At 62.9% G+C, this 25,043-nt stretch carries 22 protein-coding genes and 1 riboswitch; of the genes, 10 read left to right on the top strand and 12 right to left on the bottom strand.

Annotation, left to right across the window (positions count from 1 at the left end; all coding sequences use genetic code 11):
- Positions 1-3: 3 nt before the first annotated feature.
- The 6 genes from DEIDE_RS15645 to DEIDE_RS15615 all read right to left on the bottom strand — a co-directional run bounded on the left by DEIDE_RS15645 (position 4) and on the right by DEIDE_RS15615 (position 5,857).
- Positions 4-1,560, bottom strand: a complete 1,557-nt coding sequence (locus tag DEIDE_RS15645; RefSeq protein WP_041227961.1) for a precorrin-8X methylmutase — start codon at positions 1,558-1,560, stop codon at positions 4-6.
- A 17-nt stretch (positions 1,561-1,577) separates the two neighbouring features.
- Positions 1,578-2,264 carry a cobalt-precorrin-7 (C(5))-methyltransferase gene (locus DEIDE_RS15640; protein ID WP_012695298.1) on the bottom strand — a complete coding sequence of 229 codons (687 nt, stop codon included), beginning with the start codon at positions 2,262-2,264 and terminating at the stop codon, positions 1,578-1,580.
- Positions 2,265-2,349: 85 nt separating this feature from the next.
- Complete coding sequence (cobO, locus tag DEIDE_RS15635; protein WP_041227959.1) at positions 2,350-2,925, bottom strand: cob(I)yrinic acid a,c-diamide adenosyltransferase; 576 nt, start codon at positions 2,923-2,925, stop codon at positions 2,350-2,352.
- Between the two features lie 41 nt (positions 2,926-2,966).
- Positions 2,967-3,845: an ABC transporter substrate-binding protein gene (locus DEIDE_RS15630; protein WP_012695296.1), complete on the bottom strand. Its 879-nt coding sequence runs from the start codon at positions 3,843-3,845 to the stop codon at positions 2,967-2,969.
- Between the two features lie 173 nt (positions 3,846-4,018).
- Positions 4,019-4,088: riboswitch (cobalamin riboswitch) on the bottom strand.
- 302 nt (positions 4,089-4,390) lie between these two features.
- Entirely contained in the window at positions 4,391-4,732 is a 342-nt protein-coding gene (locus DEIDE_RS15620; protein WP_041227886.1) for a hypothetical protein, read from the bottom strand.
- Between the two features lie 90 nt (positions 4,733-4,822).
- A complete protein-coding gene (locus DEIDE_RS15615; RefSeq protein ID WP_012695295.1) occupies positions 4,823-5,857 on the bottom strand; it encodes a hypothetical protein in 1,035 nt (344 codons plus the stop codon).
- 246 nt (positions 5,858-6,103) lie between these two features.
- Between DEIDE_RS15615 and DEIDE_RS15610 the strand changes: the two genes are divergently transcribed.
- On the top strand, positions 6,104-7,087 hold the full coding sequence (locus tag DEIDE_RS15610; protein WP_012695294.1) for a type I phosphomannose isomerase catalytic subunit: 984 nt from the start codon (positions 6,104-6,106) through the stop codon (positions 7,085-7,087).
- Between the two features lie 190 nt (positions 7,088-7,277).
- Here DEIDE_RS15610 and DEIDE_RS19415 read toward each other — a convergent pair whose 3' ends face one another.
- On the bottom strand, positions 7,278-7,670 hold the full coding sequence (locus tag DEIDE_RS19415) for a hypothetical protein (protein WP_193589578.1): 393 nt from the start codon (positions 7,668-7,670) through the stop codon (positions 7,278-7,280).
- A 197-nt stretch (positions 7,671-7,867) separates the two neighbouring features.
- Between DEIDE_RS19415 and fdhF the strand changes: the two genes are divergently transcribed.
- From fdhF to DEIDE_RS15580, 6 genes are all read left to right on the top strand, one after another.
- Positions 7,868-10,867 (top strand): formate dehydrogenase subunit alpha, encoded by a 3,000-nt coding sequence (gene fdhF, locus DEIDE_RS15600; protein WP_012695292.1) that lies wholly within the window; start codon positions 7,868-7,870, stop codon positions 10,865-10,867.
- Positions 10,867-11,367, top strand: coding sequence for a helical membrane plugin domain-containing protein (locus DEIDE_RS15595; protein WP_012695291.1), 501 nt, complete (start codon positions 10,867-10,869; stop codon positions 11,365-11,367). Before fdhF ends, DEIDE_RS15595 begins: the two co-directional genes overlap by 1 nt.
- A gap of 6 nt (positions 11,368-11,373) precedes the next feature.
- The gene (fdhD, locus tag DEIDE_RS15590) at positions 11,374-12,225 is read left to right on the top strand and encodes a formate dehydrogenase accessory sulfurtransferase FdhD (protein WP_162485705.1); all 852 of its coding nucleotides are present in this window, start codon (positions 11,374-11,376) and stop codon (positions 12,223-12,225) included.
- Positions 12,226-12,277: 52 nt separating this feature from the next.
- A complete protein-coding gene (locus DEIDE_RS15585; RefSeq protein ID WP_012695289.1) occupies positions 12,278-13,684 on the top strand; it encodes an L-lactate MFS transporter in 1,407 nt (468 codons plus the stop codon).
- 1 nt (position 13,685) lies between these two features.
- Positions 13,686-13,823 carry an MFS transporter small subunit gene (locus tag DEIDE_RS19970; RefSeq protein WP_012695288.1) on the top strand — a complete coding sequence of 46 codons (138 nt, stop codon included), beginning with the start codon at positions 13,686-13,688 and terminating at the stop codon, positions 13,821-13,823.
- Between the two features lie 915 nt (positions 13,824-14,738).
- Positions 14,739-14,972 (top strand): hypothetical protein, encoded by a 234-nt coding sequence (locus tag DEIDE_RS15580; protein ID WP_041227885.1) that lies wholly within the window; start codon positions 14,739-14,741, stop codon positions 14,970-14,972.
- 417 nt (positions 14,973-15,389) lie between these two features.
- Here the strand turns inward: DEIDE_RS15580 and xth are convergent, their stop codons facing one another.
- The 3 genes from xth to DEIDE_RS15565 form a co-directional block, all read right to left on the bottom strand.
- Positions 15,390-16,202: an exodeoxyribonuclease III gene (gene xth, locus DEIDE_RS15575; RefSeq protein ID WP_012695287.1), complete on the bottom strand. Its 813-nt coding sequence runs from the start codon at positions 16,200-16,202 to the stop codon at positions 15,390-15,392.
- An 89-nt stretch (positions 16,203-16,291) separates the two neighbouring features.
- The gene (locus tag DEIDE_RS15570; protein WP_162485704.1) at positions 16,292-16,882 is read right to left on the bottom strand and encodes a histidine phosphatase family protein; all 591 of its coding nucleotides are present in this window, start codon (positions 16,880-16,882) and stop codon (positions 16,292-16,294) included.
- Positions 16,875-17,615: an adenosylcobinamide-GDP ribazoletransferase gene (locus DEIDE_RS15565; protein ID WP_012695285.1), complete on the bottom strand. Its 741-nt coding sequence runs from the start codon at positions 17,613-17,615 to the stop codon at positions 16,875-16,877. The genes DEIDE_RS15570 and DEIDE_RS15565 overlap by 8 nt, the downstream gene beginning before the upstream one ends.
- 492 nt (positions 17,616-18,107) lie before the next feature.
- Between DEIDE_RS15565 and kynU the strand changes: the two genes are divergently transcribed.
- The 3 genes from kynU (at position 18,108) to DEIDE_RS15550 (ending at position 22,291) form a co-directional block, all read left to right on the top strand.
- Positions 18,108-19,337: a kynureninase gene (gene kynU / locus DEIDE_RS15560; protein WP_012695284.1), complete on the top strand. Its 1,230-nt coding sequence runs from the start codon at positions 18,108-18,110 to the stop codon at positions 19,335-19,337.
- Entirely contained in the window at positions 19,334-20,185 is an 852-nt protein-coding gene (kynA, locus tag DEIDE_RS15555; protein ID WP_012695283.1) for a tryptophan 2,3-dioxygenase, read from the top strand. The genes kynU and kynA overlap by 4 nt, the downstream gene beginning before the upstream one ends.
- A 450-nt stretch (positions 20,186-20,635) precedes the next feature.
- Positions 20,636-22,291, top strand: coding sequence for a VOC family protein (locus DEIDE_RS15550; protein WP_041227881.1), 1,656 nt, complete (start codon positions 20,636-20,638; stop codon positions 22,289-22,291).
- Positions 22,292-22,451: 160 nt separating this feature from the next.
- Here DEIDE_RS15550 and DEIDE_RS15545 read toward each other — a convergent pair whose 3' ends face one another.
- Positions 22,452-23,402, bottom strand: coding sequence for a carbon-nitrogen hydrolase family protein (locus DEIDE_RS15545; protein WP_012695281.1), 951 nt, complete (start codon positions 23,400-23,402; stop codon positions 22,452-22,454).
- Between the two features lie 356 nt (positions 23,403-23,758).
- Entirely contained in the window at positions 23,759-24,985 is a 1,227-nt protein-coding gene (rocD, locus tag DEIDE_RS15540; protein WP_012695280.1) for an ornithine--oxo-acid transaminase, read from the bottom strand.
- Between the last annotated feature and the right edge of the window lie 58 nt (positions 24,986-25,043).

Here is a 25,043-nt window from a genome sequence, read left to right as displayed (position 1 = left end):
CACTCACTGGTCGCGGACCAGGTCCGCCAGGCGGTTCTGGGCCTGGATCATGCAGGCGTTCACCACGCTGCTGGCCCAGGGACTGCCGCCCCGGTACCCGCTGTTGGTGATGCGCGGCACGCTGAGGCAGGTGCGCAGCGCGGCCTTGCTTTCATGGGTGCCCACGAAGCCCACGGGCAAGCCGATGACCAGGGCCGGGCGCCAGTGCCGCTCGCGGATCAGGCGGACGGTCTCGAAAATCGCTGTGGGCGCGTCACCGATGGCCACGACGCAGTCATTGCCGAACTTCTCGTACGCCCGCCGGATGCCGGCCGCCGAACGGGTCAGGCCGGTCTGACTGCTCAGCAGGTGAGTCTCGGCGTCATGGACCCCGCACCACACCTGCACGCCCAGGCGACCCAGAACCTCGCGCTTGAGGCCGCTGTGGACCATGGTCACGTCGGTGACCACCGTCAGGCCGCGCAGAATGGCCTGGATGCCGGCTTCCACCGCTCCGGGCGAGAACGACAGGTCCTCCACGATGCCCGGGTCACCCGCGGTGTGCACCAGCCGCTGCATGGCGTACCGGTCCGAGGCCGCCACCTTGCTCCAGTCGCGCAGCGTCTCGATGATCTCGAAGGACTGCTGCTCGATGGGATGAGGAACATAGTGGGGAACCGTTTTGGGTTCGGCCGGCGTGTTGCCTGCGCCCAGCAGCCCGCGCACCGCGCCGTGATGGCTGACCTGCGCCTGCCCCTGCTGCGCCTCGTACCCGATGACCTGCACGCGGTACTTGCACAGCGAGCAGTTCATGTGTCCCTGCCCCTGCACGCCCTCACGGGAGCGCTCCAGAAACACCTGCGCCACCTTGCGGTGCGGACCCAGATGCGAGGCCGTCAGGAATTCGGTGCCTGACCAGCGCTGCGCCGCAGCGGCCACCGCGTCCCGCACCCTCCGCGCCAGCACGCCGTCGAACAGCAGGTACGGAAACACGATCACGCGCTCGAAGCCCATCGCGGCGGCGCGCGCCAGGCCGGTGGGCAGGTCCGGCCGGGCAGTGCCGCTGTAACACACCTGACTCGCGCCGTACCCCAGCCCCTCTTCGAGAAAGCGGGCCAGTTTATGGATGTCCCCGTTGGCGTCGGGGTCGGTGGTGCCGCGTCCCACCACAAGCAGCAGGGTGCGGTCGCGGCGCACTTCCGTTCCGGCGGCCGTTTCGGCTTCGATCAGGCGTTCGCGGCACACTTCCAGCAGCAGCGGGTGCAGGTCCATCGCTGCGCCGTAATGAAAGGTCACGTCCGGAAACTCACGGCGCAGCGCATTCAGTTCACTAGGCAGATCGTTCTTAGCATGTGTGGCGGCCAGCAGCACACCCGGCACCATCACGATATTGCGGGCGCCGGCTGCCACGGCTGAGCGCGCCGCCTCGTCCAGGGTGGGCGTATTGAATTCCAGAAAGCCGTGCGTAATGATCCGCCCGGGATCCAGGGCCTTCACCTCAGCCACCAGCTGCTCGAACTGCGCCTGGCTGGCCGGGTCGCGGCTGCCGTGGGCGGCCAGAACCACTGCGTAATCGTCCATAAGGACGTTCACGGCGCTCACCGTTCGCCTTCCAGCCCGGTCGGCATGGGCGTCAGCGCGCGGATCAGCATGATGGTCATATCGGAAAAATCCCGTCCCTCCAGGTCTGTCAGCGTGCCGGTCCATTCCGCTTCCTGCCGGGTCAGGTTTTCCCAGACCTCAACCCGGTGGGCCGTGCTGGCCCCACCGGCCAGCAGATACGTCGCGATGTCCCGCGGCATGAAATCCCAGGGACGCGGAATGACAATCGCGTTGCGCCCGGCGCGCAGCACTTCACGCAGGTGAGTCTTGAAGGGGGTCAGGTCGCCGCGGCGGTGAAAGGTCAGAAAGGTCGTCTCGTCGAAGCAGACCCGGCCGCGGCTGGCCAGCACCTGCGCGCTGGAAATACCTGGGACCGTCTCCACCTGATGCCCGCAGGCGGTTTCCACCCGCTCCAAGTACTGAAAGCCGCTGAAGTGAATGTCTCCCATAAACACGACCGCGCACTTCTGGCCGGCATGGTGCAGCTCAGCGACCTCTTCCAGCCGGGCCACCTGATCGCGGTACCCCATGGTCACGATCCGGGCGTTCGGGGAAATCAGCGGCCGCACTACGTCAACCACCGCGTCAAAGCCAGCCACGACGTCGGCCTCACGGACCAGCCGCGCGCCTTTCTGGGTCAGGAAATCCAGGTGACCAGGACCAGCACCGATGCAGGCGATCATTTCAGCCTCCACATGAACGTGCGAGGAACGGGAGTTCTCTGGGGCCTTATGCCTGCAGAAACACGAATGATCAGATCCGGGCGCATCAGTATTCGATCCCTGTCTGCGCCCCGATACCCGAGGCATATGCGTGCTTAACCGGGTTGATTTCACTGACAGTATCGGCCAGCTCGACCAGTTCCGGCAGCGCGTCACGGCCGGTGATCACCACGTGCAGCTTCGGATCGCGGGCGCGCAGGGTCTGCTCAACTTCGGCCCAGCTGACCCAGCCGTACTTCAGCGGGTAGGTGAACTCGTCGAGCACGACCAGGTCGTAGCCGCCGCTCTCGATGGCTTCCCGGGCCAGCGTCCAGCCGTGGGCGGCCATGTCAGCCGAGTTCTCCAGGTCACGCGAACGCCAGGTAAACCCGTCACCCAGACCCTCGTAGGGCAGGCCCAGGGCGTCAAGGGCGCGGTGCTCGCCAAATTTCGCGTTCTCGTGTTTCAGGAACTGGAACATCCGGACCTTCAGGCCCCGGCCGTGCGCCCGCATCATCAGGCCAAGGGCAGCGGTGGTTTTGCCCTTGCCCTTGCCGGTGTTCACGATCAGCAGTCCCCGGCGACCCTTGCTGATGCCCTCGGCCTTCTGATGAGCGTCACGAGCTTCGGCCAGTTCCTTCATGGCCTGCTCGCGGCGCAGGCGGGTCGCCTCGTCGCTTCCGGTCACTTGAGCGCCTCCGGATGCAGCACGCGGATCAGTGTGCGCAGGGCCACAGCCAGACGCGGGCCGGGGCGGCTCAGGGCGTCACGTTCCTCGTCGGTGGGTTTGTAGACCCGGCTGGCCTTGACCGCCTGCAGACCGGTCCAGCCAGGGCGTTCACGGGCGTCATCCAGGTTCAGTCCGACCATCACCTGCGGGTCGGCTTTGACAATCAGTTCCGGGTCGATCTTGGGAAAGTCCCCCAGGCGTGCCGGAATGATGGTCTGGCCACCCGCCTTCTGCAACAGCACGCCGATGAAAGAGTTGGGGCCCACGCTGTAGGGACTGGGGTCCACTTCGTAGTAGGTGCTGACCTTGGGCCGCTTCTGAACGCTGCGCTGCAACTCGTTCAGGTCGGCGCGCATGGACGTGACCAGGCGGGTGGCGCCAGCTTCACGGTTGGTCAGGCGGCCCAGCACACTGATTTTCTCGAAGACCTCGTTGTAGGTCTGCGCAGTGCCGCCGTACACGGTCAGGCCGGCGGCCGCCAGCTTCTCGGTCAGGCGGGAATCGGTGGACTCGTTGGCCAGCACCAGATCCGGCTTGAGGGCCACGATGGCCTCAATGTTCGGCGAGAACCCGCTGCCCACTTTCGGCAGCTTGTCCACCACCGTTTTCGGGTAGTTGCTGAAGCGGTCCACGGCGACCAGCTTGTCGCCGGCGCCGATGGCCACCAGCGTTTCGGTGTGTGACGGCAGCATGGTGACGATGCGCCGGGGTTCTTTGGATAGGGTTACGCTGCGGCCCAGATCATCGGTCACGGTCAGGGGATAGCGGGTGGCCGAAGCCAGGCTGGAGAGCAGCAGGGCACCGAGGGTCAAGGCAAAACGGGGGGAAAGCATGAGCAGGTCTACTCCGGCGTGCACGGTGGAAAAGACCGGAGGGGGGGCACAGGAAAAACCCGCTCCAGCCAGGGCCAGAGCAGGTGCAGGGAAGCAACCTCAATATGCGGCCCTCTGACGACGAGAGGTGTCCTTCAGGCCGGATTGTCCGGCCTTCAGAAACGTCCCCAGGTGGTATTCGGGCTCGCAGGTCAGGGCCTGCATACCGTTGCGCGACAGCGCCGGAATCTCACCGGACTTCCCCAGACGCACCATGTCGCGGTAGCGTCCCTGCCCATATGGCAGGCTCCCAGGTCCTGGCATGGTAGCAGAGCAGCACGCCTTTCGACGGGCTGGCCCTCTTCTGATCAGGTGTGGCTGAAGACCACATACCTGGAAGGCTGGATTTCTTCTTGCAGACGAGAGGAACGGATGGTCCAGGGGGTGCGGGAGCAGATGGTCTGGCGGCACATGAGACACTGCTGCTCAGTACTGTTCAGGAATGTTCCTTCGGAAGAAAGTCGGAAGCTGTTGAGGCCAGCTCAGGTTCCGGCCCTGTTCCAGGGTCAATCAGACGTTGCGTGTTTCCGGTAGGCCTCCACCAGAAAGGTCAGCAACCGATTGAAGTACTCGTCCTCCGGGCTGACGTTCGTCATAAAAGTGGCCGTCGTCAAGAACCCGCTGGTTTCCTTGCTGAACGCTTCGGGCGCAGTCGTTTTGAGGTCGCGTAACTGTTTGAGCAGGGAAGAGCGGGTTGTCTCCTCATGCGCGGGAGACCTGTCCGCCTGGCCCAGCAGTGCGAACACCGGCCGAAGTGGCATGGGGAAACCTGCCTCTACATGTCGGAACCCATCATGGTCCCGCTGAGCATTGAACGTCAGGCCGTTGACCTCATCAGGGCGTTCCATAGATCAGGATACTCAGCTGGGCCGCAGGAGTGGGGCCAGGCGGCTCTGGCCTGAGCAGCGCGGTAGGCAGACAGGTGTCTGACCTACTGATCAGCCACTTTCTGCCTCTGCAGGAAGCCTGGGAGGGACCACCAACACACTCAGGGCCAGCCCACCCAGTCCAGCCATGATCGAGACGCCCAGCCACAGTTCCAGACTGAGGTCGCTCAGGCCAAGGGCTGACGCCCCTCCGAGGAAGGGCCCCCACACCAGCAGGGGCAACAGAAAGGCAAAGGTCCGTAGTGCCCACGGCCTTGCAGGTGACGGCCTGAGGGCCACCAGAAGGCCGTCTGCTACAAGCCCGGCCAGCACGAGCAGCAGCGGCCCCCTCCACTCGCCGGGGGTCATCATCTGGCTCATCAGTACCGTATTCAGGCCGTAGATCACTGTGATGGATCCGAACGGCAGCTGGAAGCGGCGCAGCAGCAGCACGACAGGCGCCGTCATGATCAGAGCCGTCAGCAGTACGCTGCCCAGCATTCCACGTCCCTGGCCGGCGCCAAAAGACATCCCCAGCAGGCCCCAGAGATACATATGCATGAAGGACACCAGACTGAGCAGCGCCAGGGCGGCCAGAACCGCCGACCAGACCACACCCGGGGGCGCGGTGCGGGCAGTCGGCATGCGCCAGGCCGAGACCAGTGGCGCCGAGATAATGCAGGCGGCCCCGGCAAACAGCACCAGATGGGTGGGGGAAAGCAGGGCTTCGATCCCCACTTCGATTCCGAACGCGGTGTGCCAGAGCATGTCGCCCAGACCACCCACGGCAAACACAGGCACGCCCATTGCCGCCAGTTCGTAGCCCTGGGGAAGTGCAGACATTCCCCGGTTTCCTGCCTGCCAGCCACGCCTGCCCAACCACATGACCCAGAGGGCTACAGCCAGAAAACCTGAGTAGAACAGGGCATGCCAGGGCGTAAAGAACGTTTCCAGGCGGTCTCCCAGCTGATTGTGGGCCCAGCCGTCCACAAACAGGCCCACGATCAGCCACCAGGCCAGCGCGATTGTCATCAGGTTCTGGACAGGGGTAACGCGGTACGTCGCTCCAGTGGTTGCCGACCGGGGAGAAGGTGCCGTGGTGGTCATGAACCAGTGTAGACACACACGGCCAGCCCCTGGGTCAGCCTGCCCATGACCTGTTGAGGCGGCTGTACTGCTTACAGGCAACCCGCTCGAACACCTTGGATGAGCATTGTTTGCCGAGGTCCTGCCACTCGGGTGTTTCTGGTTCTGATGCGGTCTGCTCAAAATCACGACATATAGACAGACCGAAATGTCTGACACGGCGCAGCCTTATCGCAAGGGCCCATCCCTGGGGGTAGTGTGTAGGACATGTCCAGCGGAGCCGATTCTGTCCCTGTCCTGACTGTCCCACTTCGTCTTCAGCCGGTACTCAAAGAGCGCGTCTGGGGCGGACAGCGGCTGAATCAGGCCGTCCAGGGCCCGCCCATAGGTGAAGCGTGGCTGGTTCATGAGGACCTGGAGGTGCAGGGCGGTCCTGTCAGCGGCAGGAGTCTGGCCATGCTTGCTGCCCAGTATCCGCGGGAGATGCTGGGCAGCGAGGCGCCAGCCGGCCGGTTTCCGCTTTTGATCAAGCTGCTTGACTGCCAGGACTGGCTGAGCGTCCAGGTGCATCCCAACGATGAACAGGCCCGGGAGCTGGTGGGACCGGACGAGAACGGGAAGACCGAGGCGTGGCACGTTCTGGACGCTGAGCCCGGCGCCCAGCTGATCGGTGGGGTTGATCCTGGTCTGTCCCCGTCCACGTTGCGTGAGGCGATCCTCAGTCAGGACGTGTCTTCACTGCTGCACCGCGAGGACGTGGCAAAGGGCGATACCTTTCTGGTCCGCGCCGGAACAGTGCATGCGCTGGGACCCGGGCTGCTGATCTATGAAGTGCAGCAGACCAGCGACACGACCTACCGGGTGTACGACTGGGACCGCCCCGCGAGTGCCGGCCGGGCCCTGCATCTTCACGAGAGTGCCCAGGTGGCTGGTGTGGGGCTGGCAGAGCGGGCACCCGCGCCGCCGTCTCAGGAGCCTGGGGTTCACCTGCTTACCCGGTGCGAGTACTTCACTCTCGAACAGGTCCGCGCCAGTGGGCAGGCGATCCAGGCTGACACCGGGAAAGACCAGCTGCATGTGTTGACGGTGATCCAGGGCAGAGCCACACTTTCCACATCGGTCGAACAACTGATCTTGCAGCCGTACGACACGGTCGTGATTCCGGCCGCACTGGGTGCATATAGCCTCTCGGGCGACGCGGTGATCTTGCGGGCCACTCCCGGCACAGGCACGGGAAGTACGCATCCCTGAACTTCCGCATGGCACAAACGTCAGCTCTTAGACCAGAAAATTGATATGTAGGCGTGCGCCCGGGTTCCGTGAGTCACTTCGGTGCTGCTGGTAGCCACAGTGCGGGCGTACCCGAGAAGAACTCACCATGTAAGCCTTCTTCCCCTGCGTCCGACGTAGAAAGCCGCTTACAGACTGTTCCCTGCCAGCCTTATTTATCCCAACGGATGTCTGGATGTTCACCGGCCGACGGGGGTCCAGACGGGTCCTGCGTCCTGCCGGGCTTTGAGGTGTCACTCTGATGCACACCTTCCTCTGTGATTCCGGGCGCAGTCCGTTCTGGGGCAAAAGAGCTGCGTGGATCGGCGGTCGAGGTGCTGGCTCCAGTGGTGCTGTTGGTGCCGGTGCTGTACGGGCTGCCCTCGTGTTGAGGGTCGGAATTGCGGGTTCCGCCTTTCATGTGTTGCATGTCGGCGCCAAAGGGTCCGCTGCCTTCGTCATGATGCTCCTGTACAGCTTCAGTGTCGGGAGATTCGGGCTTTTTCAGAGGCCCATCGTGTGTCGGCCCCTGTTGCTCGCGCACCTGCATGTCGTCACGTTCCATCACAGCCTCCCAGGCGCAAGGTTTTACCGCGCCTTCGAGCCTACTTTGGCGATCGGATGACCGTTCGAATTGTCAGCCCGACCCCCAAGTGCAGTTCCTTAAAGAAACGATGTAACTTACGGGGTACGCTTTTCGTTTGACATGGAGACAGTCGCTTAGACTGGCTCCACAAAACAACGCGTTCCGGGAGGCTGGCTTTGAAATCGTCTGATACCGAAGTACTTATTAACTCAACCCCATACGCCGCCCGTGCCGGCGAACCCTTGATCGATGTCCTGAACCGTTCAGGCGTCGAGCTGCCTCAGGTCTGTTATCACCCTCAGCTGGGGCCGATCCAGACCTGCGATACCTGCATCATTAACGTGAACGGTGAGTTGACCCGTGCCTGCGGCACGAAGGTGACTGCTGGCATGCGGGTATCCACCGAGACGACGGAAGCCCGGCAGGCACGTGCAACGGCCTTCGACAAGATCCTGGGCAACCACCTATTGTACTGCACGGTCTGCGACAACAACAACGGCAATTGCGTTGTGCACAACACAACTGCCCTGATGAAGGTGCAGCATCAGGTCACGCCCTACCATCCCAAGCCGTACCTGAAAGACGAAACCAACCCGTTTTACCGGTACGATCCGGATCAGTGCATTCTGTGCGGCCGCTGCGTTGAGGCCTGCCAGAACCTGCAGGTCAACGAGACCCTCACCATCAACTGGGAAGATCCGCATCCCAGGGTGCTGTGGGACGGCGGGCGGCCGATCAACGAGTCGAGCTGTGTAAGCTGCGGTCACTGCGTGACAGTGTGCCCCTGTAATGCCCTGATGGAAACCTCCATGCTGGGCGAGGCTGGGCTGATGACGGATATGCCCCTGCCGGTGTTTCAGCAGGCCGTGGACTTCGTGAAAGCCGCCGAACCCAGCATCGGCTACGGACCGATCCTGACCCTGTCCGACACCGAGGCAGCAATACGCGACCAGAGCATCGAGCGCACCAAGACGGTCTGCACGTATTGCGGCGTGGGCTGCAGCTTCGAGGTCTGGACCAAGGAGCGCCACATCCTCAAGATCGAGCCGACGCACGGCCCGGCCAATGGCGTGTCCACCTGCATCAAAGGCAAGTTCTCGTGGGATCACATCAACAGCGACGAGCGCCTTACCACGCCGCTGATCCGTGAAGGTGACCGGTTCCGGCCAGCCAGCTGGGAAGAGGCCCTCTCCCTGATTGCCCGCAAGTTCACCGAGACCCGGGAGAAGTACGGACCTGACGCCCTGGCCTTCATCGCTTCCTCGAAGTGCACCAACGAGGATTCATGGCTGATGCAGAAACTGGCCCGCGCCGTGATCGGGACCAACAACGTGGACAACTGCTCGCGTTACTGCCAGTCGCCGGCCACCATGGGATTGTGGCGCACTGTCGGCTACGGCGGTGACAGCGGCAGCATCACTGATCTGGAGCAGGCTGGTCTGGTGATCGGAATCGGCACCAACACCGCCGAGTCACACCCGGTTCTGGCCACCCGCGTCAAACGTGCCCACAAGCTGCGCGGTCAACGCCTGATCGTCGCTGACCTGCGCGAGCACGAGATGGCCCAGCGCGCTGACCTGTTCGTGCAGCCCAAGCCCGCCACCGACTTCGTGTGGCTCACGGCAGTCACGAAGTTCATTCTGGACGAGGGCCTGGAAGACAAGGCCTTCATCAGCCAGTGGGTCAATGATCTCGACGAGTACCGTCAGAGCATCGAACGCTACACGCTGGCCTACGCCGAGGAGGTCACCGGCATTCCGGAAGCCACCCTGCGGCAGATCGCCCAGGAAATCGTGCAGGCCGACGGCACCTGCATCATGTGGGCCATGGGCGTGACCCAGCAGTGCGGCGGCAGTGAAACCTCCACCGCCATCAGCAACCTGCTGCTGGTCACCGGCAACTACATGCGCCCCGGCGCCGGTTCCTACCCACTGCGCGGCCACAACAATGTGCAGGGCGCTTCGGACATGGGCGCGATGCCTGCGTTCGTCGGCGGCTACCAGAAGGTCGACGATCCCGAGGTCCGTGCAAAATTCGAAGCGAAGTGGGGCGCGCCGCTTCCGACCACCAAGGGTCTGGACAACCACGAAATGGTGCACGCCGTTCACGACGGCACCCTGCGCGTGATGTACCTCAAGGGCGAGGAAATGGCCATTGTGGACTCCAACGTCAACTACGTGGACGAGGCCTTCGAGAAACTGGACTTCTTCGTGGTGCAGGACATCTTCTTCACGCGCACGGCTCAGTTCGCCGACGTGGTGCTGCCCGCCAGCCCCAGCCTGGAGAAGGACGGCACCTTCACCAACACCGAGCGCCGCATCCAGCGTCTGTACAAGGCGCTTGATCCCCTGGGCGACAGCAAGCCCGACTGGGAAATCATCCAGATGGTGGCCAATGCCCTGGGCGCGGACTGGAACTACCGCCACCCCAGCGAGATCATGGATGAAATCGCCAGCCTCGTACCGCTGTACGCCGGGGTGAATTACGAGCGCCTTGAAGGCTTCAAGTCCCTGCAGTGGCCAGTTCTTCCCGACGGCAGCGACACGCCTCTGCTGTTCACCGAGGGCTTTCCGTTCCCGGACGGCAAGGCGCGTCTGTACCCGGCAGAGTTTATTCCGCCGCTTGAGGTGGCCACTGCGGAGTACGATCTGCACTTCAACAACGGGCGCATGCTGGAGCACTTCCACGAAGGCAACATGACTTTCAAGTCGCCTGGGGTTTCGAGCAAGGTACCCGGTACTTTTGTCGAGGTCTCGCCAGAACTCGCTGCCGAGCGCGGTCTCGAAAGCGGCCGGTTCGTGCGCCTGGTGTCGCGGCACGGCGCGATTCGTGTGCCTGTGGTCGTCACCAGCCGGGTTCAGGGCAAACAGTTGTACATGCCTATGAACACCCAGGACGCGCATCAGGCGGTCAACCGGCTGACCGGCAGCCACACCGACCTGAGTACTCACACTCCAGCCTACAAGGACACTGCTGTGCGCATGGAGATTCTGCCGGAAATGGGCGATCATCCCCTGCCGCGCAGCAATCACCGCTACGGCAAGCCGACCCCGCAGCGTGGGGTCGAGGTCGAGCGCAAATGGTTGCGCAGCGACTACCTGTTCCCAGGCACGCAGCCCGACCGGGCCGTGGTTGCCCAGAAAACCGCACCAGACATGGTGGGAGGAGATGACTGATGGCCAGGCCCGTCGAATTTGACCCTCGTGTGCTTCAACCCACGCCTCATGACCGGGTTGCGGCCAGCACGGCTGAAAGTGCCGACGCGCTGGCCGAAGCACTGGAACTGCTGCGCGAACTGCACGAGCATAAGATCCTGCACACCCTGGTCAGGGTCGTCCAGGGCGGCCAGGGCCTGTCGGTTCATGGCCTGGAAATTCTGAACGAACCCGGCAGCGTGCGGGCGGTGCGCAACCTGCTGGAACTGGTCAAGGTACTGGGCAGCGTGGAACCCGAAGCCCTGACCAGCGTGACCGGGGCCCTGTCCGACGGCATCAAGGAAGGTGCCCGGCGGGTGCAGGCTGGAGAACGCGCTGGCATTGGTGAGCTGGTGTCGCTGGCCCGTGACCCGGACGTTGGTCTGGCCCTGGGCGCGCTGGTGGGCGTCCTGCGCGGATTTGGCAAGAGTCTGCGCGAACGCAGCTCCGAAGCTGGGGCTCCTCACGGCCCGCATTCCTGAGTGGCCGTGCTGCCAGAGCCACCAGCCGAGCGTCCTGTCCTGAAGTACCTGGCAGGCCAGTTGACTTCGGCCACCGATCAGGTGGTGGTCGAAGAACCTCTGGAGATCCGTCTGGTCCACGGTGGCGAGGAACAGACCGTGGCCGTGACCATGAGGACTCCTGGGGCTGACCACGAGCTGGCCATGGGCTTCCTGTACGCCGAGGGCGCCATCCGGAACACTGCAGAGATACTGAGCCTGTCCCGCTGGCAGGAGGGCGGTGTAGAGGCGCCCAATGTGCTGCGGGTGGAACTGCGCTCGGGGTTTGCGGCCATGCGCAGCCTGTCGCGCCATACCTTTACCAGCAGTGCATGTGGTGTGTGCGGCACAGGCAGCATCGAGCGACTGGCGGTACGCGCTACTCCAGCCCTCTGGACACGGCCGCCACTTGCTGCCGAAGTTATTGGCAACCTTCCAGCTCAACTGCGCCGCGAACAACCCCTGTTCGCGGCGACTGGGGGGATTCACGCCGCCGGGCTGTTCACGGCTGACGGCGAGTGTCTGGCAGTGCGTGAAGACGTCGGCCGGCACAATGCGGTAGACAAGCTGATCGGCTGGGCGCTGGCCCAGGATCTGCTGCCTCTGACGGACCACCTTCTGGCGGTCAGCAGCCGCGCGGGCTTCGAAATCGTGCAGAAAGCTGCGCTGGCCGGTGTGCCGGTCGTCTGCGCCGTGTCGGCCCCGACCAGTCTGGCCATTGAGGTGGCCGAGAGCTTTGGTATTACCCTGGCAGGCTTTGTCCGTGGTGAACGCTTCAATCTGTACAGCGTCCCAGAACGGGTGAATTCAGGCGGCCGGGCCCTGGATTCTCCGGCCTGACAGTTCCTGCTGGTGCTTATCCTTCCCCCGCCCTTTTTCAGGAGGTTTCTGCATGTCCTTTTTAGATCGTGAACACAGTGTCGCGCCGCCCGGATACAACCGCTGGCTGGTGCCCCCTGCCGCACTCGCCCTGCACCTGTCCATCGGACAGATTTATGCCTACAGCGTGTTCAACAAGCCCCTGGCAGATCATGGTGGCTGGAGTCTGCTGGCGCTGGGAGTCATTTTCCAGATTGCACTGGCCATGCTGGGGGCTTCGGCCGCCATCTTCGGGAAGTGGGTCGAGCGCGTCGGGCCGCGGCGCACCATGTTCACCGCCGCCCTCTTCTTCGGCGGTGGATTTCTGGTCGCCGCCCTGGGCGTTGCCACCAAGCAGCTGTGGCTCATTTACCTGGGGAACGGGGTTCTTGGCGGCATCGGGCTGGGACTGGGCTATATCTCTCCGGTCTCGACACTGATCAAGTGGTTCCCCGACCGTCCGGGCGTCGCAACCGGAATGGCCATCATGGGCTTTGGCGGCGGCGCCATGATCGCTTCGCCCCTGTCGGTCATCATGATGAACAATTTCGGTGGTGGCGTTCCAGCGAACGGCATCACGCAGACCTTCGTGGTGCTTGGACTGGTCTACTTCGTGTTCATGATGTTCGGAGCCTTCACCATTCGCGTGCCACGACCCGGCTGGGCACCTGCTGGCTACGACGTAAATAGCACCAATGCACCGGGCCACGGGATGATCACCCGCGCCAACGTGGCAGTCGATACGGCCATGCGCACGCCGCAGTTCTGGCTGCTGTTCGCCGTGCTGTTCCTGAATGTCACGGCTGGCATCGGAATTCTGGGGCAGGCGTCAGTCATGATCCAGGAGATGTTCTCCGACACCACCGGAGGGCGCACTGCCGTGAGTGCTGCTGCCGCAGCTGGATTCGTGGGTCTGCTGAGCCTGTTCAACATGGGGGGGCGTTTCTTCTGGTCCTCACTGTCTGACCGCATCGGCCGCAAGACCACCTACGCCATTTTCTTCTCGCTGGGCGCGATTCTGTACTTCCTGATTCCTATTACCGGAAACATGGGGAACGTCACGCTGTTCGTGATCGCTTCGGCCATCATCCTGACCATGTACGGTGGCGGCTTTGCGACCATTCCTGCCTACCTGCGCGACATGTTCGGCACCATGAATGTGGGCGCCATTCACGGCCGTCTGCTGCTGGCTTGGTCAGCTGCCGCTATCGTCGGTCCTTACCTGGTCAACGGCCTGCGCCAGTCACAGATTGATGCGGGCGTGCCGCCGGCCGAGGCCTACAACCTCACCATGCTGATCATGGTGGGTCTGCTGGTGGTGGGCTTTATCTGCAACCTGCTGATCCGCCCGGTAGACCCCAAGTTCCACTACAACGAGGCGAACACGGCACCTGGTCTGCCAGGCGCTACGCCAGCAGCCACCCGTTCCTCAGGAGACTGATATGACCAAGCACAACAACGACGAGACTCCGGCCCCAGGTGCGTTGATCAAGATGATCCTGGCATGGCTTCTGGTCGGGATTCCCCTGGCCTGGGGCGTAGCCCAGACGGTGCTCAAGGCTCTTCCTCTGTTTCAGTAGTTTCCAGAGCCTCAAACTTAAAAGAGACCGGCAGGTGATGGATATCCTGCCGGTCTCGCCTGTGTTCATAGTCCACCATGCCCTGCGAACCCTGCAGGGCATGGTGGATTTTGTGTGATGCCATTCCATTGGCTACGCTGCTTCACGTCGTATGAGGGCCACCACCGTCCGCCAGGGCGATGCCGAAAGACGGAACACCTGGTTCTGAAGATGACGCTTATCAACTTGGACAACAGCGAGGCCTACCTGTTGGAGCGCAGGCTGAACCGCAGGAACAACCGCAGGAACAACCCCATCACGGTCGTTATTTCAGGCGCGACTGTAGAAGTTCTACACCAGTAGACATGGGGGATGGCGTGTTTTGAAATTCCGTCACAGGCTTGGTGAATTCTCAGCAGGACGTGCCTGCCGGTACTGAGCTTGATGATGCGTCACACCTGCCGGGTATCAGTACCGTTGTTTTCGGTGGACATTCGTCTGGAGCCTGCAGGTCTGATGGTGGACCGTGGCTTTTCAGCGGCGCGTTCTGGCTGCAGGAATCGATTTCGCGCGCGAGCTGTCCAGCCCTCTGCTGTTGTTCCATTTCCGGCACACTCTGAAGCCCTCATTTTGGAGGCTAAGGTGCGCCGCGACATTGCCAGCGAAATCAGGCAGGTGCGCAGTTTGAGTGGGCGCCCCTCAGTCGCCGAACTTCGTGACCAACCTTCGGCTGATGCGTGAACATCGATCTTAATTGCATCCCCGGTGCATCAGATCTTTGGTCTGCCAATGTGAAGACTGTCCTTGAGTCTTCCTTAAGATTCAGAGATAGTGGTTGCTTCACTCAGTCGGAAACGAGCTGGTGAGAAATCTGTCCTGAAGGCTCACATCAACGAGCCTGAGCCATAATTCCAGCGTCAAAATGTGGAGTAAAGCATGACAACATTCAAAGCAGGAGACTTCATCTCCTTTACAAAATATCCTCCCTATGCCATGGACCTTTTCGAAGAGATAGGAGTCATACTCGGCGCAGCCTCCGGGTTTTGCCGTGGTGAATGGGAGGTGGCTCTTCGGTGGAAAGATGATCCTGACCGCCCGGTCGCTAAACTTGGTTTTATCGCTCGGGAACTCCACAGCGGAGTAATGCCTGAGGCGGACAGCGACCTGTAGGGCCGAGCACGGCTGACTCTCTCGGCAAAACGCGGCACGCTCCTCCCAACACTCTGCCAGGTCGGGTAGAGCAGCTGATCGGGCCCCACCTGCACACGGACACCACATGGTGTCCGTGTGTTTTCAACTGTACATCCAGCCCGGCTGACCGCATTTGCCCGGCACAACGCAAGCAGATAGGCGCCGAAGAACTGAGAGGCCCGCAGGTACCGGAGTGAAGGTGATCAGGATCCAGCGCATCGGCATGGCGATCAGATTGGGCTTTACGCGCCGCGGGTCAGGGTGCCGATTCTGGCTTCCTCCTGAATGCCATGCAGGCCTTCGCGGACCTGGCACACTACCCACAGTCAGGAGTCAGACCAGGTGCCCTGTCAGGCTTCACGGGGCTCACTGCTGCACAGCGCCTGGCTTCCCGGCTCAGGGCTTTTGAGGAACCTGTGCAGGGTTTTCAGGTCGGCAGGTGAACGTGGAGAAAGTGGCAACCACCGGCGCATGGTCTGACGGGCGCTCGTGCCGGCGTGGCTCAAGGTCCACGGTACAGCTCTGGCACTCAGCGGCCAGGATACCGGAGACAAGAACATGATCGATCCGCAGGCCCCAGTTGCGGGGAAAGCCCAGCCGACCGTAATTCCACCAGCTGAAAACCCGCTCGGGTTGTGGATGCAGCCGGAAGGCGTCGTGCAGTCCCAGGTCCAGCAGGGCGCGGAAGGCCTGTCGTTCGGGCTCGCTGACCAGGACCTGTCCGGCCCAGCGCTTCGGGCTGTGGACGTCGCGGTCTTCGGGAGCCACATTGAAATCGCCAACCACGGCCAGCCGGGGATGGGCCATCAGTTCCAGTTGCAGCCATGCCCGCACAGCCGAGAGCCATTCAAGCTTGTAGGTGTACTTCGGTGAGTCGACCGCCTGCCCGTTGGGAACGTACAGGCACACCACCCGCATTCCGCCAACGGTCGCGGCCACGACGCGGCGCTGCTCGTCGTCAAGCCCTGGAATGCCGATCTGTACGTCTTCCAGCGGGAGACGCGACAGCAACGCCACGCCGTTATAGGATTTCTGACCTGAAAAGACAGCCCGGTATCCCAGCGCCTCCAGCTCAGCCACGGGGAATCGGTCATCCGGCAGCTTGGTTTCCTGCAGCGCCAGCACGTCAGGTTGCTGGGCCTCCAGCCAGGCCATCACCTGCCCGAGCCGCACGTTCAGTGAATTGACGTTCCAGGTAGCCAGCTTCATTGAAAGCGGCCCTCACGACATGCAGACACCCCCGACATGTTCATGCGGTGATGATGCCACGTGCAGGCTACCCGCAGCACGAAGGCCACTCAGCCGCCTTCGATCAGATCCGGGGCGCTCAGGCGGCTGAGCCACCAGGTGCCACGCGACGCGTGTAGTGTGACCACGCCGCAGGGCCTGATTTCCGCCGCCGTAAGTCCGACGGTCAGCCGTAGGGCAGCCAGGATCACTCCGGCGTGGCTGAACGCAGCAACCTCGCCGGTAGGTGGCAAGGAGTTCAGCCAACCCTGGACACGGCTGTGAAAGCTCTGCCCCGTGTCTCCACCGGGCGGTCCGAACGCTGTGGTGGGCTGGGTCATCGCCTCGATCCAGTACCGGGGGGTAGCTCCATAGGCTTGTTCAAGCTCTGCCCAGGTGCGCCCAGCCATCACACCGAAGTTGGCCTCTGCCAGTTCTGGGGTCACCAGCGGTTGGTCAAACCCCGCCAGGAGCGCCGTTTCCAGGGCGCGCCGGCTTGGAGAGCAATAGATCACAGCGGGACAGAGCCGCAGCTTTGCCGCCAGCATCCGGCCCTCCGGAGTCAGGCAGGCGTCTTCGCCTGCCTCAGGGTAACGGCGCTCGGCGTTTGGCGCGGTAGGCGCGTGACGAATCAGATGCAGGGTCAGCGCAGTCTCAGGCATGGTGGCCCCAGGCATAGGCACACAGCACCACGAGTTCTGCAGCAACCACAATGAGCCCATACACGTCACCGCTGAGCCCTCCACCCAGTCTGGAAGCGGCGAACCGTGCGGCCAGCAGGGTCGCGACCAGGGCCGCGAGTCCGGCGACAGCGGCGCCTGGCAGCAGCAGAACCGGCAATGCCAGGACCAGTGCCACGTCCCACCTGCCCTGACGGGAGCGGGCCCCCAGTGACTCGTGACGCGCGGCCGGATACAGGTTCATGGGCAGCAGGACCAGGGTGCGCGCGGTCACCGCGGCCACCAGAGCCGCGTAGGCCGGCAGGGGAGAGGCCAGCAGGCTCCACAGGATCAGCAGCGACACCACCCCGGTCGCCAGCCCGAACGCCCCCACATGCACGTCCTGCAGGATTTCCAGGCGGCGCGCGGGACTTTTCATGACGAACAGGGCGTCAGCGCTGTCCACCAGACCATCGAAGTGCAGCATCCCAGTCATGGTCAGCCACGCAGCCACCGCCACTCCCGCCTGCACGCCGGATGGCAGCGGAACCGGCAGCCACAGCAGAAGGGCAAGCAGCCCTCCCACCGCGTAACCGGCCAGCGGGTAATAGGCGCTGGCGCGCGCAAAATCCCCGTCACGGACCTCACGCACATGGGGCAGGGGAAGCGTGGTCAGAAAGGTCAGTGCCAGGTGCGCGGCGTGCGCTTCCTGCCGGAACCGAAGCAAAAAACTCATTGACCCTCAGGGTGCCATGTCTGCACTCTCAAAAACATTCAGGAACCGGGGCAATCCAAAAGATACAATCCTGGACGACAAAACCAGAGAGCGAAAAGGTGCACCTTTAGAAACCATTCCCGAGCCAGGCGTACGCAGGCACCGCTGGTGTGCCAGAGCTGATTATTCAGCGTTACCATGCGCCTGACGGGTCACGGCTGTCAGGCTCTGCTTGTAGGTGCGCTGGGTGCACCGCAACAAAAGGGAGCGGGACATTTGCTCGGGTGATGAATCCTGCTTGTATCCCCCGGTATAGTGGCCACACTATGCGGCCGCGACTCAGTCCAATGCGCGCACGTGCCTGGGCCAACAGCCTGGCGCGGGCGCTGCGTGACTGGTGGTGCGCAAACCTGGGGCGCCCCATGCGCCAGGGCTGATTGACCGCCCGACTCCATCCGATCAGCCTGGACCGCTTATGCGAGTCCAGGCGCTTCCCCGCGCCCTGGAGGCCCCATGACCACTCCTGTCCTTTCCGCAAAGCCTGCCCTGAGTACCCTGCTTGACCTTGATGCCCGTGACCCGTTACAGCACAAAAAAGCCCAGTTCGTCTTGCCAGAGGGCGTGATTTACCTCGACGGCAATAGCCTGGGAGCCCTGCCTGCCACAGTCCCAGCCAGACTGGAGCGCGTGATTCACCAGGAATGGGGCGACGCTCTGATCCGCTCCTGGACCGCGCATGCGCAGGAGGGCCGTGACTGGATGGCACTGCCCGACCGGGTAGCCGCCAAGCTTGCTCCCCTTATTGGTGCGGAGGCGTCTGAAATTTCCGTAGGCGACAGCACCAGCGTCAACCTGTTCAAGGCCCTGACTGCCGCGCTCGACGTGGCGTCACCGGGGCGCCGCGTGATTCTGACGGACGCCGATAACTTTCCGACAGATCTGTATGTTGCCCAGGGTCTCAACGGCCTGCTTGACGGGCGTTATGAACTGCGCCGCGTTCCAGCGGCTGAGCTGAGCGCACACCTGACCACAGACGTCGCGGCCATGATGGTCACTGAAGTGGATTACCGCACCGGCGAGCGCCTTGATATGGCCAGCCTGACGGCCCAGGCGCACGCCCAGGGCATTGTGACCATCTGGGATCTCGCGCACTCGGCAGGGGCGTTCGAGGTGGATCTGACGGCGGCACGCGCAGATTTCGCGGTGGGCTGCGGGTACAAGTACCTCAATGGCGGCCCAGGTGCGCCCGGTTACCTGTTTGTCGCCAGTCGGCACCTGCAGGCCAGGGTCGCCCTGAGCGGCTGGATGGGTCACGCCGACCCCTTCGAAATGGCCCGCGATTACACTCCGGCCAAGGATGCCCGGCGCTTTATCGTGGGAACCCCAACGGTCCTGAGTCTCAGCGCCCTGGATACCGCCCTTGACGTTTTTGCGGATGTCGATCTCAAGCAGTTGCGTGCCAAGTCGCTGGCGCTGACCGATACGTTCATGGCCCTGGTCGCGGGCGACCCGGACCTGACGCTGGTGACGCCGCTGGATCACGCCCGGCGCGGCAGTCAGGTCAGCTTCCGCCACCCGCAGGCGCGGGAAGCCATGCGGCGGCTGGTCGAGCGCGGTGTGATCGGAGATTTCCGGACTCCCGACATCCTGCGCTTCGGGTTCACCCCACTGTATGTTTCGTACGCCGATGTCTACCGCGCTGCCCAGGCGGTTCTGGACGTTGCTGGCGAGCTGCGCGCATGAGCCGGCAGGACACACCCGCGCCGGGGGAGAACGCTCCGGAACGAGCGCATCAGGATTTCAGCCAGAGCCTGAGCTACGGCGATTATCTGCGTCTCGACGCTCTGAAAGCGGCGCACCAGCCCATCACCGATGCGCATGACGAGCACCTTTTTATTGCGGTGCACCATGTCTCGGAAGTCTGGCTCGCCCTGATCGTGCGCGAACTGAGGGCTGCCATGGATCTGCTTGACCGTGGCATCACGGACGCGCCCCTGAAGATGCTGACGCGGGTGGTGCGGGCGCAGGAGCAGCTCACCAATGCCTGGGAAGTGCTCAAAACCATGACGCCGGCTGACTACCTGCTGTTCCGGCATGCTTTCGGTCAGGCGTCGGGATTTCAGTCGGCCGGGTACCGGATGGTTGAATTCTTGCTGGGAAACCGTCAGAGCGTCATGCTGAGGCCCCACGAGCACCGTCCCGACCTGCATGATCCACTGCACGAGGCCCTGAACGGGCCGAGCGTGTACGATCTGGCGCTGCGGTTGCTCGCCGCACGCGGACTTCCGGTGCCTGCGGAAGTGCTGGGGCGGGACTTTACGCAAAAGCCTGTCCTGAACGAGGAGGTCCTCCAGGCGTGGCTGACGGTCTACCGCGATACCGAGACCTACTGGGACCTCTACGAACTGGCCGAAAAGTTGCTCGACGTGGAAGACAACTTCCGGCGCTGGCGGTTTAATCACCTCACGACTGTGGAGCGGACCATCGGGTTCAAGGCCGGATCGGGCGGCACCAGCGGCGCGGGCTATCTGCGTCAGGCACTCAGCACCGTCCTGTTTCCAGAACTCTGGGAAGTGCGCACCCGGCTGTAAGGGTGCAACAAGAATGTCCCGCTTTTTTCATGACACGAGAAGTGGACATTCCGGGTTCGACCTGACGTCAAGCATGGAACGATCTTCTGCTGGCCAACGCTGACATGGGTTGAGCGGGGGCTGGTTTCCTGACCATGACATCACGACACCGACAGAGGGGGTAGTTTTGGCTGGGTTCCACCCTGAGCAGGACCTGATGCAGGCACCCCAACGACTGAACTCGCCAAGTACTGCGTGTCCACATTCCTTGAGCGGCGCCCAGCACCCAGGCCAAAGGTCGATGTGCTTGCCCTGCATATAGGGATGTCCAACAAACCCGCCGCATGGCCCTCCAATGTCGCGCAGGGCCTGGTCATGTCTGCCGTATTCGGGACAGTCAGAACCTGCACCCCTATCAATCACGTGAACGTCTGCTTCATGTGGATACTTTGACATTAAGTAATATGAAGCATGACCTCGTCTTCCTCTGCTTCTGGCACCAGTCCTGTGCAGGGCCTTCACCATGTCACCGTGATGGCCAGCGACCCGCAGCGCAATCTGGACTTCTACACCCAGGTTCTTGGACAGCGGCTGGTCAAGGTCACCGTCAACTTCGACGATCCTGGCACCTACCACTTCTACTACGGTGACCTGACCGGTCAGCCCGGAACGATCATGACCCACTTTCCCTGGCCCGGCGCGTCCAGGGGCGTCAGGGGCAACGGTGAAGTGGTGGCAACCGCCTACAGCGCGCCAGTGTCTTCTTATGCGGCGTGGCAGCAGCGCCTTCAGGCACACGGGTTGACCGGCTCTGAAAGCACCCGTTTCGGTGACCCTGTGCTGACCTTCGAGGACCCGGACGGTACATGGGTAGAGATTGTGTTCGACAACGGCAAGGAGGTGCAGCCGTGGCCAGCGTCGCCGGTCCCGCAGTCCGAGGCACTCCGCGGCTTTCACTCGGTGACAGCCTGGGTACAGGAGACGGCTGACGTACGTGCCCTGCTTGTGGGGCAGCTGGGCTTTCAGGAAGTCGGGACCGAGGCAGACCCGCAGGGCCCACGCACCCGCTTCAAGGGCAGCGGAGACGGTGTAGGCCTGTATGTGGATGTGGTCGAGCGGGCCGGTCAGCCACGGGGAAGCTTCGGGGCCGGCAGTGTTCACCACGTCGCGCTGCGGACCCGAAACGACGCCGAGCAGCTGGCCTACCTGGAGACGCTCAGCGCTGCCGGTTTCCGGCCCACGCCGGTTCAGGACCGCCAGTACTTTCACTCGATCTACTTCCGCGAGCCCAACGGAGTGCTGTTCGAGATTGCCACCGATGCCCCTGGCTTTCCTGCCGACGAAGCTGTCGAGGAACTCGGCCGGCATCTGAAACTTCCTCAGTGGTTCGAACCGCAGAGGGCACAGATCGAAGCGCACGTTCCGCGCATCTTCAATCACGAATATGGCGTGACGATCGGGTCACGCGACCTGAGCGCCTCAGCCGGGCAGGAGCCGGTTGGGGCAGCTGACGGCATTCAGGTCCACGTGGCCGGGCGGCCACCTTCAGAAGTGAGGGTCGCAATGGTGCTGCTGCACGGCCGGGGCGGAAGTGCTCAGGACATCCTGTCGCTGGAGCGCGAACTCAATCTCAGCGCCTTTACCTATCTGGCGCCCCAGGCACCCGGCAACACCTGGTACCCGTACTCCTTCCTGGCGCCGCTCGAACAGAACCAGCCGCATCTTGATCAGGCGCTGGCTACGGTCGACGCTGTTATGGAAGAGCTGGCGCAGATGGGTATTGCGCCCGAACGCGTGGTGCTGGGGGGGTTCAGCCAGGGGGCCTGTCTGGCGCTGGAGTATGCCAGCCGCGCCGGGAGGCAGCTGGGAGGTGTCGTGGCGTTCAGCGGCGGGCTGATCACGCTCGAGCAGCAGAGCAGCATGTCTGGCATTCCGGTATTCATGGGCGTCGATCCGGACGACGCCCATATTCCGCTGGAGCGCTTCCAGGCGACCGAGGCCCAGCTGCGTGCGCGCGGCGCGTCCGTCGATGCCCGGGTTATTCCAGGGCTCGGTCACAGCATCAACAAGGAAGAACTCGACGCCGCCCGCGTACTGATGCAGCAGGTGGTTGCGCAGAGCGTGTGATCAGGCGGGCCTAGGGCAGATTCACCCGGACCCCGGCGCACTCTGAACCTTGACGATTCGTGCTCCGGCGGGCTCAGAGCAGGAACACAACCTGGGATTCAGTGACGCTTCCTGGTCTCATCCCTGGCTCCTGGTCCACGTGATCCGGTCAGCTGAAGCCTTACTTGGTGTCGAGCTCGTTTGTCCGGCGTCCTGAATGGCGGATGTCCAGGTTGAGGTATTCCGGACGGTGGTAATGACCGGTGACGTCAAGGGTCATGCGCTCCTGAAGATTGCGTCTCAGGTCCAGTTCGGCCACCAGAATGGCCGGCTGATCATAGACCGGTTCAACCACGTATGCGCCGTCCGGACCAATGATCGCGCTGCCACCCCGCATGACCAGCGTCTCCGGGTTGGTTTGTAGTTCGGGAATAAGGTCAAGCCCTTCAGGCAGGGAAGATGCCCGCATCAGACTGCCGGCGGCGAGAACAAAGCAGCGGCCCTCGAAGGCGTAGTGGCGGCTGGCGATCTGGTGCATGTCCTTGACGGTGGGCCACGTCGCCACGTGGATATCTTCCGCCTGTTCATGAAGAGCCTGACGCGCCAGCGGCATCCAGTGCTCCCAGCAGACCAGGCTGCCAATACGGCCCAGCGGGGTGTCGACCACCCGTAAGCCGTCAGCGTCTCCCGGGCCCCATACCAGCCGTTCGGTGTAGGTGGGCACCAGCTTGCGGTGATGGTTGAGCACCTGACCCTCGGCATTGATGGTCAGGATTGTGTTGTACAGCGTGCCCTGCCCGCGCCCGGCAGAGACTCGCTCGATCACTCCGACCACCAGCGTCGCCTGCGCCGCATGGGCAGCGTCCCGCAGCGCGTCGAGCGCCGGGCCGGGTACCGCGACACTGTTTTCCATCATCTGGGCGAAGGCTTCTTTTACCGGCGCATGGTCCCAGAGGGCGACGTCACGGGCAACATCCAGCCAGGCTGGATACCCAGGAAGCCAGGTTTCAGGAAAAGCAATGAGTTGTGCGCCTTTTGCCGCAGCTTCCAGCGACAGTTGAGCCGTGAGCTCCAGGCCCCGGTCAAGGTCTGGCGCCACCTCGGCCTGAACGACTGCGACAGTCACCTTCACGTTGCGCTCCAGCCGTGGCAGGTATCTGCCAGGAAGGACTTCCGGACCGTGGTGTCAGCTGGCTGACAACCGCTGACTTGTCTCATCGTGCAGTTCACAGGTCAAGACTAGCGGGACGGGAGGTGAGCTGGTGCCAGCCGACCAGACTTGGCGAGCAGAGAGGAGCATGTGCGCCCGGTCTGGTGTTTTGGAGTGCAAGGCTTCGAGGTCCGGCGGATGAACCGGGTGGGGTGGAGGGGGAACACCAACGTACGCTACACACCTCAGGGCCGCTCAGAGTCAGCGGCGCAATGTGAAACAGTTTCTAGGTGGCAAGGCAGCAAGGGGGCTGGCCACGGTGACCACCCCCCTTGCTACTACAGCAGGTTCGGGTCAGTAAGCACCTGTTCAATACGCTCAAGGGCCCAGTCAAGGTCTTTCTGGCTGATCACAAGCGGGGGAGCCAACCGCATCGTCGTCACGTGCGTTTCCTTGCACAGCACTCCCAGATCACGCAGGCGTTCGCAGGCCGGGCGGGCCGGCCCACGCAGTTCCACGCCAACCAATAACCCTTTTCCACGGATGTCCCTGACATGCGGGCTGTTCATGGAACGCAGGCGTGTGCGCAGATACTCGCCGAGTTCCAGGGCGCGCGCGGGCAATCCCTCGTCTTCCAGAACTTCCAGGCTGGCCTGCGCTACGGCGGCGGCCAGCGGGTTGCCCCCGAACGTGCTCCCGTGATCTCCGGGACGGAACAGGTCCATCAGCTCACGGCTCGATAGCACCGCACTGACCGGATAGACGCCCCCGCCGAGGGCCTTGCCCAGAATCACCAGGTCCGGCCTGACCCCTTCGTGGTCGCAGGCAAGCCAGCGGCCGGTGCGGCCCAGGCCAGTCTGGATCTCATCAGCGATCATCAGGATGCCGTGCCGGTCACACACGTCCCGCATGGCCCGCAGGAAACCCTCGGGCGGCACGATCACGCCTGCTTCTCCCTGAATGGGCTCGAACAGCACGCCTGCAGTATTGGAGGTGATGGCCGCCTCGATGGCTGCGGCGTCACCGTACGGTACCCGCACAAAGCCTGGAGTCAGAGGCCCAAAAGCGTCCTTATACTGCGCCTCGCTGCTGAAACTGACCAGGGTTGTGGTACGGCCATGAAAATTACCGTCCATGACAATAATTTCGGCCTGGTCAATCGGGACCCTGCGAACTTCATAGGCCCATTTGCGCGCCAGCTTGATGGCAGTTTCCACGGCTTCCGCGCCTGTATTCATCGGGATGACGGCGCCGTATCTCAATAATCGGATTGCCGTCTCGTAAAAGCCAGCCAGACGGTCGTTGCGAAAGGCGCGCGAGGTCAAGGTGGCCTTCTTGGCCTGGTCGGTCAGTGCCTCGATGATGCGCGGATGGCAATGCCCCTGATTGACGGCGCTGTACGCCGAGAGGCAATCGAGATACCTGCGGCCTTCAGTGTCCCAGACCCAGGCACCACTGGCACGCTCCAACACGACGTCCAGCGGTTTGTAGTTGTGTGCGCCGAGAGCGTCTTCGCGCGCGATCAGTTGCTGCGCGCTCGAGATCTGTTCGATTACCTTGGTCATAACGGCTCCTGTCTGGCTTCTGTTCTTCGGCTGGTGCATGGCGCACAGACAGCTATCG

Source organism: Deinococcus deserti VCD115, from assembly GCF_000020685.1.
In the GTDB taxonomy this organism is placed as follows: domain Bacteria; phylum Deinococcota; class Deinococci; order Deinococcales; family Deinococcaceae; genus Deinococcus; species Deinococcus deserti.
This window is presented reverse-complemented; position numbering and strand designations above follow the sequence as displayed.

Excerpts from the sequence above, each read along its gene's own strand:
- DEIDE_RS19415 (WP_193589578.1), bottom strand. The coding sequence starts at position 7,670 with ATGGAACGTGACGACATGCAGGTGCGCGAGCAACAGGGGCCGACACAC.
- DEIDE_RS15565 (WP_012695285.1), bottom strand. The coding sequence starts at position 17,615 with ATGAGTTTTTTGCTTCGGTTCCGGCAGGAAGCGCACGCCGCGCACCTG.
- DEIDE_RS15630 (WP_012695296.1), bottom strand. The coding sequence starts at position 3,845 with ATGCTTTCCCCCCGTTTTGCCTTGACCCTCGGTGCCCTGCTGCTCTCC.
- DEIDE_RS15645 (WP_041227961.1), bottom strand. The coding sequence starts at position 1,560 with ATGGACGATTACGCAGTGGTTCTGGCCGCCCACGGCAGCCGCGACCCG.
- cobO (WP_041227959.1), bottom strand. The coding sequence starts at position 2,925 with ATGAAGGAACTGGCCGAAGCTCGTGACGCTCATCAGAAGGCCGAGGGC.
- xth (WP_012695287.1), bottom strand. The coding sequence starts at position 16,202 with ATGAAGCTGGCTACCTGGAACGTCAATTCACTGAACGTGCGGCTCGGG.
- DEIDE_RS15550 (WP_041227881.1), top strand. The coding sequence starts at position 20,636 with ATGACCTCGTCTTCCTCTGCTTCTGGCACCAGTCCTGTGCAGGGCCTT.
- DEIDE_RS15585 (WP_012695289.1), top strand. The coding sequence starts at position 12,278 with ATGTCCTTTTTAGATCGTGAACACAGTGTCGCGCCGCCCGGATACAAC.
- DEIDE_RS15570 (WP_162485704.1), bottom strand. The coding sequence starts at position 16,882 with ATGCCTGAGACTGCGCTGACCCTGCATCTGATTCGTCACGCGCCTACC.
- DEIDE_RS15640 (WP_012695298.1), bottom strand. The coding sequence starts at position 2,264 with ATGATCGCCTGCATCGGTGCTGGTCCTGGTCACCTGGATTTCCTGACC.
- DEIDE_RS19970 (WP_012695288.1), top strand. The coding sequence starts at position 13,686 with ATGACCAAGCACAACAACGACGAGACTCCGGCCCCAGGTGCGTTGATC.
- DEIDE_RS15580 (WP_041227885.1), top strand. The coding sequence starts at position 14,739 with ATGACAACATTCAAAGCAGGAGACTTCATCTCCTTTACAAAATATCCT.
- rocD (WP_012695280.1), bottom strand. The coding sequence starts at position 24,985 with ATGACCAAGGTAATCGAACAGATCTCGAGCGCGCAGCAACTGATCGCG.
- kynA (WP_012695283.1), top strand. The coding sequence starts at position 19,334 with ATGAGCCGGCAGGACACACCCGCGCCGGGGGAGAACGCTCCGGAACGA.
- DEIDE_RS15610 (WP_012695294.1), top strand. The coding sequence starts at position 6,104 with ATGTCCAGCGGAGCCGATTCTGTCCCTGTCCTGACTGTCCCACTTCGT.
- kynU (WP_012695284.1), top strand. The coding sequence starts at position 18,108 with ATGACCACTCCTGTCCTTTCCGCAAAGCCTGCCCTGAGTACCCTGCTT.
- DEIDE_RS15620 (WP_041227886.1), bottom strand. The coding sequence starts at position 4,732 with ATGGAACGCCCTGATGAGGTCAACGGCCTGACGTTCAATGCTCAGCGG.
- DEIDE_RS15595 (WP_012695291.1), top strand. The coding sequence starts at position 10,867 with ATGGCCAGGCCCGTCGAATTTGACCCTCGTGTGCTTCAACCCACGCCT.
- DEIDE_RS15615 (WP_012695295.1), bottom strand. The coding sequence starts at position 5,857 with ATGACCACCACGGCACCTTCTCCCCGGTCGGCAACCACTGGAGCGACG.